This window comes from Pseudomonas sp. Irchel s3f7, assembly GCF_900187615.1.
Classification (GTDB): domain Bacteria; phylum Pseudomonadota; class Gammaproteobacteria; order Pseudomonadales; family Pseudomonadaceae; genus Aquipseudomonas.
The window spans coordinates 1-13,582 of record NZ_FYDO01000001.1 but is presented as its reverse complement, the minus strand read 5'-3'; the positions used below and the strand labels follow the sequence as shown (position 1 = coordinate 13,582).

Genomic DNA, 13,582 nt, shown 5'->3' with positions numbered 1-13,582 from the left:
CCTTAGATCAACGTCGCCCAGCGCTTCTCGAGCCTGAGCACCGTACCGCCCCGGAGTCGAGCCGCCGGCTCCCAGGCACCTTGCATGCACCACTGACCAACAAAAACAAGAAGGTATCGACATGTACACACTGCAACCTCCGCATAGTGAGGCGGCTTCGGCTGCCCGTCGTTCAAAGCATTTTTCCACCCACAGCTTCGGAGCCTGACGCCATGAGCCAGTCGATTGGGCAACAGCTGGACGAAAAACCCATGGTCAGCTTCCAGTGGGGCGTGGTTGCGCTCTGCTTTCTGATAAACATGCTGGATGGCTTCGATGTATTGGTGATGGCTTTTACCGCCGCGTCCATTTCCGCCGATTGGGGCCTGAGCGGCATTCACCTCGGCTACCTGCTCAGTGCAGGGCTTGTCGGAATGGCTATCGGCTCGTTGTTCATTGCCCCTTGGGCCGATCGCTTCGGGCGACGTCCGCTCATTCTGCTGTGTGTAGGCATCGCCGGGCTCGGCATGCTGGCGTCTTCGAAGGCGACATCCCCCGAGATGCTCGCGGTGCTGCGCCTGATAACCGGACTCGGCATCGGTGGCATCCTGGCCAGCAGCTACGTCATTGCCGGGGAGTACGCCAACAAGAAGTGGCGCAGTCTGGCCATTAGCCTGCAATCCACGGCCTATGCACTGGGCGCGACCATCGGCGGCCTCATCGCGGCGCAAATCATTCCGTCCCTGGGTTGGCGTTCGGTGTTCTTTTACGGTGGCATAACGACGCTGCTGATCCTGCCGATCCTTGCATTCTGGTTGCCCGAGTCCCTGGCTTTCCTACTGTCTCGCCAACCCCGGCGCGCGCTGGAGCGTATCAATGTTCTGCTGCAACGAGTCGCGATCACGTCCCTCGAGCGATTGCCCGAGGCGTTGCGTGAATCCAGGAAACCGCTACGAGCCACCTTCGCCGAGCTCTTTTCGCCAGCGCTGCTGCGTTCAACCTTGCTGGTGTGGAGCGCCTTCTTTCTGGTGATGTTCGGTTTCTATTTCGTCATGAGCTGGACGCCGAGGCTGCTGGTGTCGGCCGGCCTGTCGAATACGCAAGGCATCACGGGCGGTGTGCTACTCAACGTCGGCGGCATTCTTGGCACCTCACTGATCGGCTTGCTGGCGGCACGTTTTCGTCTGTCCCGAGTACTCATGACCTACCTTCTGGTCAATGCGGTGCTGCTGGCCGTCTTCGTGCAATTCACTGCCAACCTGAACCTGGCCTTCGCCCTGGTGCTGATGATCGGAGTTTTCGTCAACGGCTGCGTCGCGGGGCTCTATGCGCTTACCCCGAGCATTTACAACGCCACCCAGCGCGTCACTGGCCTGGGTTGGGGCATTGGCATCGGTCGCGCCGGTGCGATTCTCTCGCCATTGGTGGCTGGCCGTTTGATTGATGCGCAGTGGCAGCCCGCCGATCTTTACCTGCTGTTTGCCCTGTCCTTCGTCCTTGCGGCTGGCGCCGTCTGGCTTTTGAAGCCGCAACGGCTGCTGCAGCTGAACACCGTCAGCAACGCCTGATTCGACCGTCCATAACAATAAAAGCAGGACCGATCACATGCAAAAAAACACTTTATGCCCTTGGCGCTACAGCCTGGGCATGGCGATAGCCTGCGCCTCTTCCACTGCCTACGCAGGGTTCGTGGATGACAGCAGCGCGACCCTGACCACGCGCAATTACTACCTGGACCGGGACTACAAAGGCGACAGCCCCTATTCGGCCGCTCGCGAGTGGGCCCAGGGATTCATCCTCAAGGCCAACTCCGGTTTTACCGACGGGGCCGTCGGATTCGGCCTGGACCTCACGGGGATGCTGGGACTCAAACTGGACTCGTCGCCCGATCGGACCGGCACACAACTCCTGCCTTTTGACCCGATGACCCGTGAGGCTGAGGACGAATACTCTGAACTGGGTGTGGCGCTGAAGGCGAAAATCTCAAAGACCCGGCTATCCGTTGGAACGCAGTTCCCTGCCCTGCCGGTCATCACCGCGAGCCCTGCACGTTTGGTTCCGCAATCCTTTCGTGGTGCGTATGCGATGTCCGAAGACATCGACAAACTCACGCTGCACACCGGCCGTATGGATCGAGTGAACCTGCGGGATTCCACTGACTATCAGCCAATCTCACTGGCGTCGCCCAATGGCCGCTTCAAAAGGGGCGCCAGCTCGGAGCGTTTTGACTTCATGGGCGGTGACTATCGCTGGTCTGACACGTTGACCCTTCGCTATTTTCACGCCGAGCTGAAGGACATATACACCCAGGACTTTGCGGGAGGCATCCACCAGTTCCCCCTCGGCCCAGGCAAACTCAAAACGGACGTGCGGATCTACAACAGTCGGGAGAACGGTCGCGCAGAAGCCGGCAAGGTCGACAACCTGAACGCCGGTGCCATGTTCAGCTACCAGATCGCGGCCCACACCTTGGGCATGGGCTACATGTACCAGACGGGCGACACAGCAATGGCCTACATTGCTGGCGGGGAGCCAACGGTGCTCAGCGACGGCACCATGAGTGCGGACTTCGTCAACCCGAAGGAGCGGACCTGGGTAGCGCGTTATGACTACAACTTCGCCGCTGTTGGGCTACCGGGCCTGACCGGTATGGCTCGCTATTTGAGAGGTAGCCACATTGACCTGCCCCAATTGGGGGGAACTGACCTGACAGAGTCGTCGAAGGACGTGGAGTTGGCCTACGTCATACAGTCAGGCCCGGCAAAAGGCCTCGCCTTGCGCCTGCGCCATGCCTTGTATCGCAATGAGCAAAGTGCAGCCTCGACATTCAGGAGCGACAACGAAACCCGGATTAATGTCGACTACACGATTCAGCTTTGGTAACTGATAAGAGTCATTAACACTCGAGGTCAAGGCCGCCAGTTGATCAACAAGGAAGCGGATTAGCTGGCGGGCCCAGTAGGCGAATGGCGCAGCGGGTTAACAGCGAGATGACCGAACGGCCATGCCCCCAAATCTGCCCCCCCCCAACTTTTGGCTGCCTAGGTCAGTTTCGGCAACCACAGACAATAAAAAGCCCGCACTAGGCGCACTAGGCGGGCTTTTTGTTGGCTTTCGGATGATTCTGAAATCACCTGAAAATGATTAATAGTGCCGAAGCCGGAATCGAACCGGCACGCCCTTACGAGCGGGGGATTTTAAGTCATCCTGCCCCTCGCTAGCATACAAAAGCAGTTGAGCGCCGAGACCGGCCCTTGCCCGTGCTTACAGGCTTATAAACTTGTCAAATCAATAACTTACGGACATTCTTGGCGCGTAATGAAGCGCGGGTGAGAGCTGAGCGTGGCGTGCCAGGAATGGCAAAAGCTACCAGCAAAGCTCCCAAGTCGGCTCCCAAATAGCTCCCAACCTAGCAACCAAATTTAAGGTGCCGGATGCCAAATCGCAGACAGCAAAAAACACCAGGGTCTCGTTAGACGCTGGTGACAGATAGTGGTGTTTTTTGATGAAGCGAGATGGTGCCCCGAGCCGGAATCGAACCGGCACGCCCTGCGGCGGCAGATTTTAAGTCTGATGTGTCTACCAATTTCACCATCGGGGCATGGGAAATGCAAAAGCAGGCGCTGATTTAACCCTAAAACAAAACCAGAATCAATCACTTAGGAAATAAGCCCCCTTATGGCCAGGAAAATCAATTTTGCCAAGTCCGCATTGAACAACCTGACGTGCCCGGACGGCTAAGCCGACATCCTGGTGTACGACACGGAAATCAAAGGCCTGGCCATCCGGGTCTCCAAAGCAGGCGGTACGCTGACTCGCAAGCAGCATTCGCACCGACTTTGCCGCTATCTAATGCCAGTGTTAGTCACACCCAAGCCTATGGGATTGCCTGGCTGAATACTGGCGGACTGCCTAGCCGCCAGCACCATGGCCAAGGCTATGGGCAGCCACATGATCAGCCAGTCGGCATTAGGTTTGAGCCACAGACCGATGCCATCAGTGAGCAACGCCACGCTGGAAAAGGTCCACAACGCTAGCAGCGCACGACCCAGGGTGCTTTCACGGTTCAGCCAAGCGCGCCGCGCAGTCGCGCCCCAAAGCAGTAGAAACAGGAACAGACCCGGCAATCCCAGACGCACGCCAGTATCCAGAAACAGGTTGTGCGGGTGCTTGAACGACATTTGTAATTCTGGCACTGCAATTTTAAATGGCTCGAACCCCACCCCCAGCAGCCAATGCTCGCGAATCAACTGTACCCCCCCAGCCCACAGGGTCGGCCGGTACGACAGGCCGCGCTGGAGCACCATCTGCGATTCGAACATCAGCACGCCTACCACTCCGACCAGAACCAGCAGCAGGAGCGCCCACCACAGACGCGACCGCGATACGAGCACCATCACCACGAGTGCAACAAACAATGCCAGCCAAACGCCCCGCGTCTGGTTGAGCCCGAGAAAAGCCATATAGGCCAGAGCGATAACAACCAGCGGCACCACCCCGGGTTTCTGCCCCTGACACCGAAAGATGAAGAGCCCCAGCAGCGCCAGCGCCCCTGTCGCATGGGCGGCCATGATCGGTGTATCCCACAACCCCGGCGTGGCAATCCGCAATCCCGGCACCGGTTCAAGGACCCAGTAGAAATACGCAATGGAGGCGATGGCTCCCAATGCGCCAACTACAGCACTGCCTGCCAGCAGTTGCTCCAGCGACCAGCGCGAGCCCTGCGCTGCCAGCACAACGCCCAGGAGTGTCAACAACACATAAAAGGGCATCTTGGCCTTTTCCGGATGGTCCCCCTTGAGCAGTACAATCAGCAGTGTCCATGCTGCCAATGCCGCGAACAGGAGCATTTCCGGGTGCTTCAATTTCTTGCGAAAGTCACCCAGACACAGCGCCAACAGCGTAGGCAAGCAGAGAAATACATAGAGCAACTGGTGATAGTGCTTGTCGCTCGTTATCAACCACGGCACACAGAGAAAGATCAACAGACCGATAGCCGCCCAACGCGCCAACACCTCCTGACGCAAAACCAGACCTTTCTGCACTTCAACGCTCCTGTCGGATAATTCGTGCAGCCGCTCGCTGCAACTGGGCCTGGTCGGCATTCTTCCAGTCACCCTGCACGCAGTACTCCGCGGCCATATAGCTTAGGAAGTGTTCGCGGATGCACGCTTCCAGCGGCCAGTCGGGGAAAATCCGTGCGATCTCCATCAGCTCGGCGGCGGAGTCCGCATGCATCACCAACCCTGGAATATTGAAGAACGCCTGCCCGAGAGTCAGCACCGGCTTGCCCAGTAACAGACTCTCCAGGCCGACAGTGGAATTGAGAGTAATCACGAACTCGCTGGACTGAATCAGCTCTTGGGTACTGTTGCCGTTGGCGAACAGCAACCGCTCATGGCAACGCTGATGCAACTGAGGATAGGATTCGCGACTGGATGGATGCTCCTTGAACACCACGATCATGCCGGTTTCGGCTGCAAGCCGCTCGCCGAGAGCGAACAGTTCGCACATATTGCCCACCCAAGGTGAAAACAGGCGAACCTGAGTATCGCGATCATCCTGGAATGGGATGAACACGAAATGCTCGGGCAACTCAATGGGCTCAACTCCTGTCGAGCGTGGCTTGCGCGGCACCAGAGTGGTCTGGGCTGTAGCAGCATCAGCCGGAGCTTGATAACGGCGATAGAACTCTGCTTCGCGCGGTACCGAGTTATGAAAATTGACGCCCCGGGGATCGAGTGTGGTGGTATTAGGCAACAGACCATTTTCGAAGAAAAAAGTCCGACAGCCGACCGGCAGAACCGAGCGCAGCAACTGGCAGTAGCGATGGGAGCCATTCCACATGATTACCGTCGTCGGCTGTTCGCGCTCCACCAGCGCCAAGGCCCGCAGGCCGACCCAGGCCAACTCCAGACGCAGCAGCAGACGAAAGAAAACGCCTTCGTACTTGCGCTTGACCCTTCGCTCTTGGCACTTCTCTTCGAGCAAGTGCGCCCAATCGATACATTTGAGAATGCGCGGCAACTGCCAAGGTCGCGGCCAGGGCATCCTGCCGGGTACTATCACTTTGCCTCTGAGTTCGGTCTCATCGAGCAGACGCTGGAAATAGAGACTCTGGTGCTTGGCCAGAGAGAAGAACAACATACGGCTCGATGAGCCTCCCTGTGAATTTGGTTCGGCACTGCCGGCAATATGCTCAACGTGACGCATAGAACGATGGGGCATTGGGTTTTTGGTAGCGAGCAAGGGGTGGTGCTCGATGCTGGAAGACAAGTCGCCCCCGTCCAGCAAGGCTGTCAGCGCCTGCTGATTCATCGGCAGCCCCAACACGCCATGTGCCAGATGGAAGCAAGCGAACGTCCGCGCCTGGCTCGCGGCCCCGGCATAATCGTCCATTACCTCGGCCACACGAGCCTGCAGCGCACTGATGCTATCCACCACCGAGCCGAAGAAACGCTCCTGGCCGAAGATGTCGCGATCCTTGCTGAGGTTGCAATACAACACAGGTCGGCCGGCCAAGCCTGCCTCTATCACCGCATTGGACATGATATTGACCACCAGCGAGGCCTGGGCCAACGCTTCAGCCAGGCCACAGGTCGGCGCCAGCACCTTCAGATTGTCGAGTTCGGCGGCGGCCTCCTGCCAAAAGGGTCCCTGACTGCGCGGATGCATCTTGATCAGCACCTGGTAGTCCGGATTCGCGGCCGTCCAGTCACGCAGCATCTCGTAAGTGCGCCGGTAGCCTGGTTCCTTTTCCTTATCCGGGCCGATACCGAGGATTAGCATCACACGGTTCTCGGCTTGGGCCAACGGCAGGTCGAAGGCGCTGTCGATCATATGCGAGCCAACCAGCACCGCTGTCGAGTTACCGAAGCGCAGCTCACGCGCCTGCAGGGCTTCGAGCGAACTCTGGCCGAACAGAAAGTTGTAGTCATAGTCGTTCATGCCCAGGCGCTGCGAATGTTCCACCGTGGTCGCGTGGGCCAGGTGCACCAGCAGGCGCTGACGGGCATTCAGTGAAAGGCGCAGGAACGGTGCGTAGAGGCTGCCATTGCGGTCGTTGAGCAAAATGCGCGGCTGATGGTGCTCCACCAGCCATTCGGCGTAGGCAGCATGGCCGAAGTAACGGGTTGGCACACTGCACGGCGGACGTTTGAGCATGCGCAGGCGGAGAATGGTCCTTGGCTCCTCAAGGGCCGTTTCCACCAGGGTATGGCCACTCGAGCGCAGCCCCTCGATCAGCAGTTTCTTGCGCTGGAACTTGATCACCTTGGGCGCCGACTGCAACAGCAGAAAATCGCAGGGTTCGGCCATCACAGCGGCGGCCAGGCGGCGCTTGGCGCGCTGACCGAACAACCAGTCGCCGGTCTGCTCGCGGGCGAAACGCAAGGCGCTGCCGATCAGGCTATAGCGCGCGCGCAACAACAGCCAGCGATAGCGATCCAGGGAGCGTGCCTTGGCAGCCCAAGGGTTATTGGTGTCGTCCAGTAACATGGCAACCTTAGCGCAGGGCGATAAGTAAGATGGTGCGCAAAGGGCCATATTAATGGACTCTGCGAATATTGACAGCATTGGAGTGTCGTTCCAGCCGAACTTCATGGGATTAGCCCGCCGAACTGTTGGCGTAGTTGAAATCCCTCAGTTCAAGTCACGGCTATCGCGTGGTTGCGCTGGTTGCGCTGGTCGCGCCCGAAAACACAGTCACCCTTAACGTTTTCCCCAAGCGAGTTTCTTCACCGATAGTCTCTTGCACCAGCATGAGACACGCCATCATATCGAACTGCATTACTGTCCATGTACTTTCGCCGCGAGTCGAAGCCCCCTTTCGTCAGGTCGATCGCAAAACAATCAGGGATAGACCAAGATATTGATATTGCTGAGCTTCCGCTTATGGCCGATCTCTGCCTTTCGCCACCGGCAGCTCTGGGTCGACTACAGCCCATCACGATAGAAAATTACCAGCCAATTGCGGAATACATTCAAAAAATTGCGGAACACTTCACTTTTTCGAAGGCAATAAAAAACCCCGTAGATCACTGATCTACGGGGCTATTTATAGTGGAGGCCGAGGTCGGAATCGAACCGGCGTAGGCGGATTTGCAATCCGCTGCATAACCATTTTGCTACTCGGCCTCAAAACATTTGCTGTCAGGTAGCACAACATCAAATGCGTAAAAACTTGGAGTGTGAAGCACTACTACACTTCGCTATCCCCTTGAAAACATTCAGCTTTTTCAGCCGTCAGTGCTTTCGATGGCGTGAATTATGTACTGATTTCTTGAGGCTGGCAACCCCTTGATTTCAAAAAAAAATCTGGCGCCAGGTTTGCGGATTGCGTCGAACATCAACGACAGACGGATGACTTATGAGGTATCGCTCGATACCCTTGCCTGCCCGTCGCCTGACGGTTTCCAGTTAATATCCCATTTCACCCAGATGAGCATGCCATGAAATCCCCCGCAGGTTTGCTGCTGTCGGCTATCGAGCTGGACCGTGCCAGTGCGATTCCCCTGTACCGCCAACTGTATCTGCAGATTCGCAAACAGATACTCAACGGCAGAATCCAAGGGGGCGTGCGCCTGCCGTCGACCCGGACCTTGAGCAACGAGTTGGGGTTATCGCGGATCACCATTCTCAATGCTTTCGATCAGTTGATTGCCGAAGGTTTTCTGGCCTCGCGCACCGGCGCCGGCACGTATGTCGGCACTGAGTGGGAAAGCCGGGGTATCGAGGACGAGCAACAGCCCCAGCCGCCACGCCTGTCAGACCTGAGCCAGTCGATGCTATCGCTGCGCAGCGATCATTTTCGCGGGGTGTCTTATACCGATTGGGACCCTACGACCCCGACCTCCTTCCTGCCCAGCCACAGCACCTACGAGGCATTCCCGCAGGCGATCTGGCGGCGCCTGATGAACCGTCATCTGCTCAAGCCAACCAAAGCCATTCTGGGTTATGGCGAGTTGCAAGGCTTGCAGGCGTTCCGCGCAGCGATTGCCGAATACGTCTTCGATGCACGCGGCATCGATTGCGATGCCGAACAAGTGGTGATCGTTTCCGGCGCGCAGCAAGCATTCAACCTGTTGGGCATGCTGCTGCTCAATCCGCAGGACAGCATCTGGATGGAGGACCCGGGGCACATCGCCGCGCGCATTGCCCTGCAAGCCCAAGGCGCTCAGGTGGTCCCGTTGCGTATCGATGAACAGGGGATCGATGTCCAGCAAGGCCTGACCGAGTGCCCTGATGCCCGCCTGGTGTTTTGTACGCCTTCACGCCAGCATCCGCTGGGTGTCACCCTCAGTTATGCGCGACGCCAGGCACTCATCGATTGGGCTGCGGAGCACCAGAGCTGGATCATCGAGGACGATTGCGACAGTGAGTTTCGCTACAGTGGCCGCCTCCTCCCGGCGCTGTATGCCATGGACCAGATGGCCCGGGTGATCTACGTCGGAACGTTCAGCAAAGTACTCTTTCCGTCACTGCGCCTGGGTTACGTGATTCTGCCGCAGGCGCTGGTCGAACCCTTCTGTACCCTGCGCGCAGTCATGGATCGCAGCCCGCCCACGCTGCTTCAGGCGACGACGGCGGACTTCATGGGCGAAGGCCACTTCCTGGGGCACATCCGCCGCATGCGTGCGCTGTACAAGGCGCGCCAGCACGCATTGATCGAACAGCTTGAACAACAGATCGGCAGCTTTTTCAGGATCACTCCGACGGATGCCGGCATGCACCTGATCGCCTGGCTACCCCCGGAACTCAGCGACACCGACATCGCCCGGCAACTGGCCCGGCACAACATTCACACCTACGCCTTGAGCGACTACCGCATCAAGCATGCCTTGGCGCCAGCTCTGTTGATCGGCTTTGCCGGCACGCCTGAAAACCAGGCCCGGGAACGTGTCGAAGCGCTGGCCAATGCCTTGCGCACATTGGGTTATCTGCCACCGACCGCTTGATGTGAGACAAGTGGCCTTATCAATTAACTGATAATGGATCTATCGAGAGTTCCTGACTGGCGCGATAAAGGCACGGTGTCTGAACCAGGAACGACTCTAATGAACAATAAGATCCAGGAACGATTCAACGCCTTGCTGAGCCATAAGGTGGTCGAACACGGCGCAGTTCCCGCGCTGACCGATGCCCTGGCCCGGCGGCTGCTTGAACGTCTCGGCCAAATGCGGCTGTTTGCCCATGCTTACCCGCTACTGACCAACCTCACCCACGGTCGTGTTACCCCTGCCGACCTGCTGGATTTCGCCTATCGCCACGAGCTGCAAGGCCTGAGCCTGCACTTGCTCGACGGCGAGGAAAACAGCCTGAGCCAAATGTCATCCGTGCAGCTCCAGGCGTTCGCTGCCAAGGCCAAAGCGCTTGAGCTGGATCTGCACCTGGAAATCAGCAGCACGCGGAAAAAAGACGTCGACCAGGTGATTGCCATCGCCAGAACCCTGGGCGTGCGCAACATCCGTGTCTACTCACGTTACGAGGGCACGCTGTCGCACGTCATGGGCGTGATCGAAACCGATCTGCACTACCTCGCGCAGCAGGCTGACGAGCACGATCTGTTTTTTGATTTCGAACAGCATGAAGAACTCAAGAGCAACGAGATCGCGCAGCTGCTCAACCGTCTCAACCACCCTCGCCTGCACGCACTGTTCGACTTCGGCAACATGATCAATGCCTGCGAACAGCCCTTGCAGGCCCTGCGCACCATGGCGCCGCACATCCGCCAGACACACCTCAAAGGTGTACGCATCGTCCCCGAGCAAAACGGTTTCGGTCATTACGGTGTCCTGCAGGGCAGCGACGAAGACGATCTGCCCAGCGCCCGCATGCTGTTCGAGCTGTTGATGCTCGGCGAATCCACCCCACAGGTGATTGCGTTCATTCTCGAGCAGGAAAACCACTACGTGGCCCCGGCCTTCCGCCAGAGCACTGAAGCGGCCGACCCGTTTATTGCCTACCGGGAAATGAGCGAAACGCCGCTCCCGAACGGCTACTCCCTTGAGCGAATGCTGGCCGATGAACACCGTTGGGCGAACAACCAGGTCGCCTATGTCCGTAGCGTGCTGGCCGAATTGCGCACCCTGGCCGAACTGACGCTGGCCTCCCCTTCCAACGCGTGAACCTGACGACCCGATTACGCCCGGAGAACAATAATGACAATTCAAAACAAGGCCAAATGGCTCAGATTCCTGATCCTCATTCTTGGTGGCGGCACCATCTACAAGCTGGCGAACCTCAAGGATGCCTTCTATGTGCCCATGCAGGAATTCATGGGCTTGAGCCACACCGAGATCGGTGTTCTGCTGAGTGCCAACGCGATTATCGCCACCGCCCTGTTTGTGGTCGGTGGCCTGCTCGCCGATCGCTATGACACGCGCAAACTGATCCCCCTCGGCCTGATCGGCACCGGTGGACTGGGGTTGTACCTGGCGACCTTTCCACCGTTCAGCAATCTGTTGATCGTGTTCAGTCTGCTGGCCGTGTGTGCCGACTGCCTGTTCTGGCCATCGCTGCTCAAAGCCATCCGCAACCTGGGTGACGATCAGGAGCAAGGCCGGTTGTTCGGCCTGCTCGAAGGCGGACGTGGCGTGGTTGATACGCTGGTGGCCTTTTCCGCACTGGGCGTTTTCGTCGCCATGGGTTCGGGTGAAACCGGCCTGAAGTCTGCGATTCTGTTCTACTCGGTCATCGACATTCTGGCCGGCACCCTGACCTTCTTCCTGCTCAAAGGCGGTAACGCACCGTCGGTGGCCAAGCCGAAGAATGGTCTGGTGAACCTGATGGAAGCGATCAAGGTACCGGGAATCTGGCTGGTCAGCCTCAACGTGTTCATGGTCTACATCGTCTACTGCGGCCTGACTTACTTCATTCCTTACCTCAAGGAAATGTACGGATTGCCCGTGGCATTGGTGGGCGCCTACGGCATCATCAACCAGTACTTCCTGAAGATCCTCGGCGGGCCGGCCGGCGGTTTCATTGCCGATAAACAGTTCAAGAGCACCAGCCGCTACCTGAAGTGGGCATTCCTGGCGCTGCTGCCACTGATGGGCGTGATCATGCTGATTCCGAAAAGCCCGGGCTTCATCTATGCGGGCATGGCCGCGACCCTGTCCTTCGCCCTGATCGTGTTCTCCATGCGCGGCGTGTTCTGGGCCCCCATGGGTGAAGTCGGCATTCCCCAGCACATCACCGGCTCGGCCTTCGGCATCGGCTGCCTGATCGGCTATGCACCGGGCATGTTTGCCTACGTCATCTATGGTTCGATCCTCGACCACTTCCCCGGCCAGCAGGGTTACAACTATGTCTTCACGCTGATGAGCATACTGGCCATTGCGGGCTTCATGGTGTCCAGCCTGCTCTATAAAGCAGTGCGCAATAAATCCGTAACCGCTGGCGAGATGAGCACTGCGCAGGCCTGATCGTGCCTTCGAGTTAACGTAACCCTGAATAACGCGCAGACACAAAAACGCCACTCTATTGAGTGGCGTTTTGCGTTGTTCATGGATCGCCTATGCGATCAGGTAATGTTTGGCGATACACACAATCTAGGCAGCACCGAAGGTGCTCGCTAGACTCGCCACCCACCCAGGAAAGGACTCTCCATGAATAACGAGAATCGCGTCGTCACCGGTATTGCTCCCTTGAGCTATGCAAGACTATGGCGAGCAGTAAAGTTCGAAAGTTTATCGATTGTCGCTCTGCTGTTCGCTCTGTTTTTTACAAGCGGCTATGTCTATCTGGAAGTGATCAACAGTAAGTTAGGCGTACCCGTTACACGACTAGGGTTTGACAGCTATATGTATGCGGTATATGGCGGTGTCAATATCCTGATCATATTCACCGCCCTCCTCATTGCAATCGCAGCAGTGGCCGTATTCTCAACGATGATGCATTTCTTCGAGAACCCCGACCGCGCCTCACCTTCAGTAAATCCTAATCCCGAGAGTCGTGGTTACAGACTGGCGCTATGGCTGGAAAAGCGTTTCAAAAGATCCAGAGAACCCGTCATTGCCTCGTTGCTGATCAGCCTGGTCGCCCTTGGATTCTGGAGTATCTGGAAGATGACGGTCTCCCAATCGATAGAACGCGCCGAACTGGCCGCGTACAACGAACTGCGTCAGTGCACACCATCGTCCGTTCAACTCAACAGCCTGGATCTTGTGACCGGCTGCATCGTCGGAGAAAGCGATGATGTGCTTTATCTGGTGGAAAAACGAAGCGAAGGAAAAGAGGGCATTGTGTTTGAGAAACGGCAGGTCCCTAAAGTCAGAATCCGTATGGTCACGGGTACTGACACTCTGAAAAAGCCGGACTGACCTCCATCAAAATCCTTGAGGGTACGGTTTTCCCGAATGAGGAGAGATGTACGGCGTCGACAATGCGTTATCTACTACTACCCGCAAAACCCGTATTTCGAGGTACTCATTGATCTACTTGAAATTCGTAGCTGCGGGTAGCTTTTTTCGAGACCGGTACGTGTCAAGGTACCTGTCACCTTGTCTTACAGTTGCTAGCCCGTTGCGCTCTTAATTTCAGGGCGCTCTGGGTTTAAATACACAGCATCTGCCAACTTCCAGTTGCGTGTTCGAGTGCTCCA

General features: G+C 57.4%; 8 protein-coding genes and 2 tRNA genes. 6 read left to right on the top strand and 4 right to left on the bottom strand.

What is annotated here, in order from left to right; all coding sequences use genetic code 11:
• Positions 1 to 212: 212 nt before the first annotated feature.
• Positions 213 to 1,547: an MFS transporter gene (locus CKW19_RS00060; RefSeq protein WP_095055991.1), complete on the top strand. Its 1,335-nt coding sequence runs from the start codon at positions 213 to 215 to the stop codon at positions 1,545 to 1,547.
• Positions 1,548 to 1,584: 37 nt separating this feature from the next.
• Positions 1,585 to 2,862, top strand: coding sequence for an OprD family porin (locus CKW19_RS00055; RefSeq protein WP_256580274.1), 1,278 nt, complete (start codon positions 1,585 to 1,587; stop codon positions 2,860 to 2,862).
• Positions 2,863 to 3,495: 633 nt separating this feature from the next.
• Here the strand turns inward: CKW19_RS00055 and CKW19_RS00050 are convergent.
• From CKW19_RS00050 to CKW19_RS00025, 4 genes are all read right to left on the bottom strand, one after another.
• Positions 3,496 to 3,580 (bottom strand) — tRNA-Leu (locus CKW19_RS00050).
• A gap of 244 nt (positions 3,581 to 3,824) precedes the next feature.
• A complete protein-coding gene (locus tag CKW19_RS00045) occupies positions 3,825 to 5,024 on the bottom strand; it encodes an O-antigen ligase (RefSeq protein WP_160012822.1) in 1,200 nt (399 codons plus the stop codon).
• 1 nt (position 5,025) lies between these two features.
• A complete protein-coding gene (locus tag CKW19_RS28925; protein ID WP_256580273.1) occupies positions 5,026 to 7,476 on the bottom strand; it encodes a hypothetical protein in 2,451 nt (816 codons plus the stop codon).
• A 565-nt stretch (positions 7,477 to 8,041) separates the two neighbouring features.
• Positions 8,042 to 8,115: transfer RNA gene (locus CKW19_RS00025), tRNA-Cys, on the bottom strand.
• Positions 8,116 to 8,429: 314 nt separating this feature from the next.
• Between CKW19_RS00025 and CKW19_RS00020 the strand changes: the two genes are divergently transcribed.
• The 4 genes from CKW19_RS00020 to CKW19_RS00005 all read left to right on the top strand — a co-directional run bounded on the left by CKW19_RS00020 (position 8,430) and on the right by CKW19_RS00005 (position 13,301).
• Positions 8,430 to 9,935, top strand: coding sequence for a PLP-dependent aminotransferase family protein (locus CKW19_RS00020; protein WP_095055988.1), 1,506 nt, complete (start codon positions 8,430 to 8,432; stop codon positions 9,933 to 9,935).
• Between the two features lie 99 nt (positions 9,936 to 10,034).
• Positions 10,035 to 11,105: a sugar phosphate isomerase/epimerase gene (locus tag CKW19_RS00015; RefSeq protein WP_095055987.1), complete on the top strand. Its 1,071-nt coding sequence runs from the start codon at positions 10,035 to 10,037 to the stop codon at positions 11,103 to 11,105.
• Between the two features lie 33 nt (positions 11,106 to 11,138).
• Positions 11,139 to 12,404: an MFS transporter gene (locus CKW19_RS00010; RefSeq protein WP_095055986.1), complete on the top strand. Its 1,266-nt coding sequence runs from the start codon at positions 11,139 to 11,141 to the stop codon at positions 12,402 to 12,404.
• A 183-nt stretch (positions 12,405 to 12,587) separates the two neighbouring features.
• Positions 12,588 to 13,301: a hypothetical protein gene (locus CKW19_RS00005; RefSeq protein WP_095055985.1), complete on the top strand. Its 714-nt coding sequence runs from the start codon at positions 12,588 to 12,590 to the stop codon at positions 13,299 to 13,301.
• Positions 13,302 to 13,582 lie beyond the last annotated feature (281 nt).

Bases quoted from the DNA above. Each gene is read 5' to 3' on its own strand.
- CKW19_RS00060 (WP_095055991.1), top strand. From the start codon at position 213: ATGAGCCAGTCGATTGGGCAACAGCTGGACGAAAAACCCATGGTCAGC.
- CKW19_RS00055 (WP_256580274.1), top strand. From the start codon at position 1,585: ATGCAAAAAAACACTTTATGCCCTTGGCGCTACAGCCTGGGCATGGCG.
- CKW19_RS28925 (WP_256580273.1), bottom strand. From the start codon at position 7,476: ATGTTACTGGACGACACCAATAACCCTTGGGCTGCCAAGGCACGCTCC.
- CKW19_RS00020 (WP_095055988.1), top strand. From the start codon at position 8,430: ATGAAATCCCCCGCAGGTTTGCTGCTGTCGGCTATCGAGCTGGACCGT.
- CKW19_RS00015 (WP_095055987.1), top strand. From the start codon at position 10,035: ATGAACAATAAGATCCAGGAACGATTCAACGCCTTGCTGAGCCATAAG.
- CKW19_RS00010 (WP_095055986.1), top strand. From the start codon at position 11,139: ATGACAATTCAAAACAAGGCCAAATGGCTCAGATTCCTGATCCTCATT.
- CKW19_RS00005 (WP_095055985.1), top strand. From the start codon at position 12,588: ATGAATAACGAGAATCGCGTCGTCACCGGTATTGCTCCCTTGAGCTAT.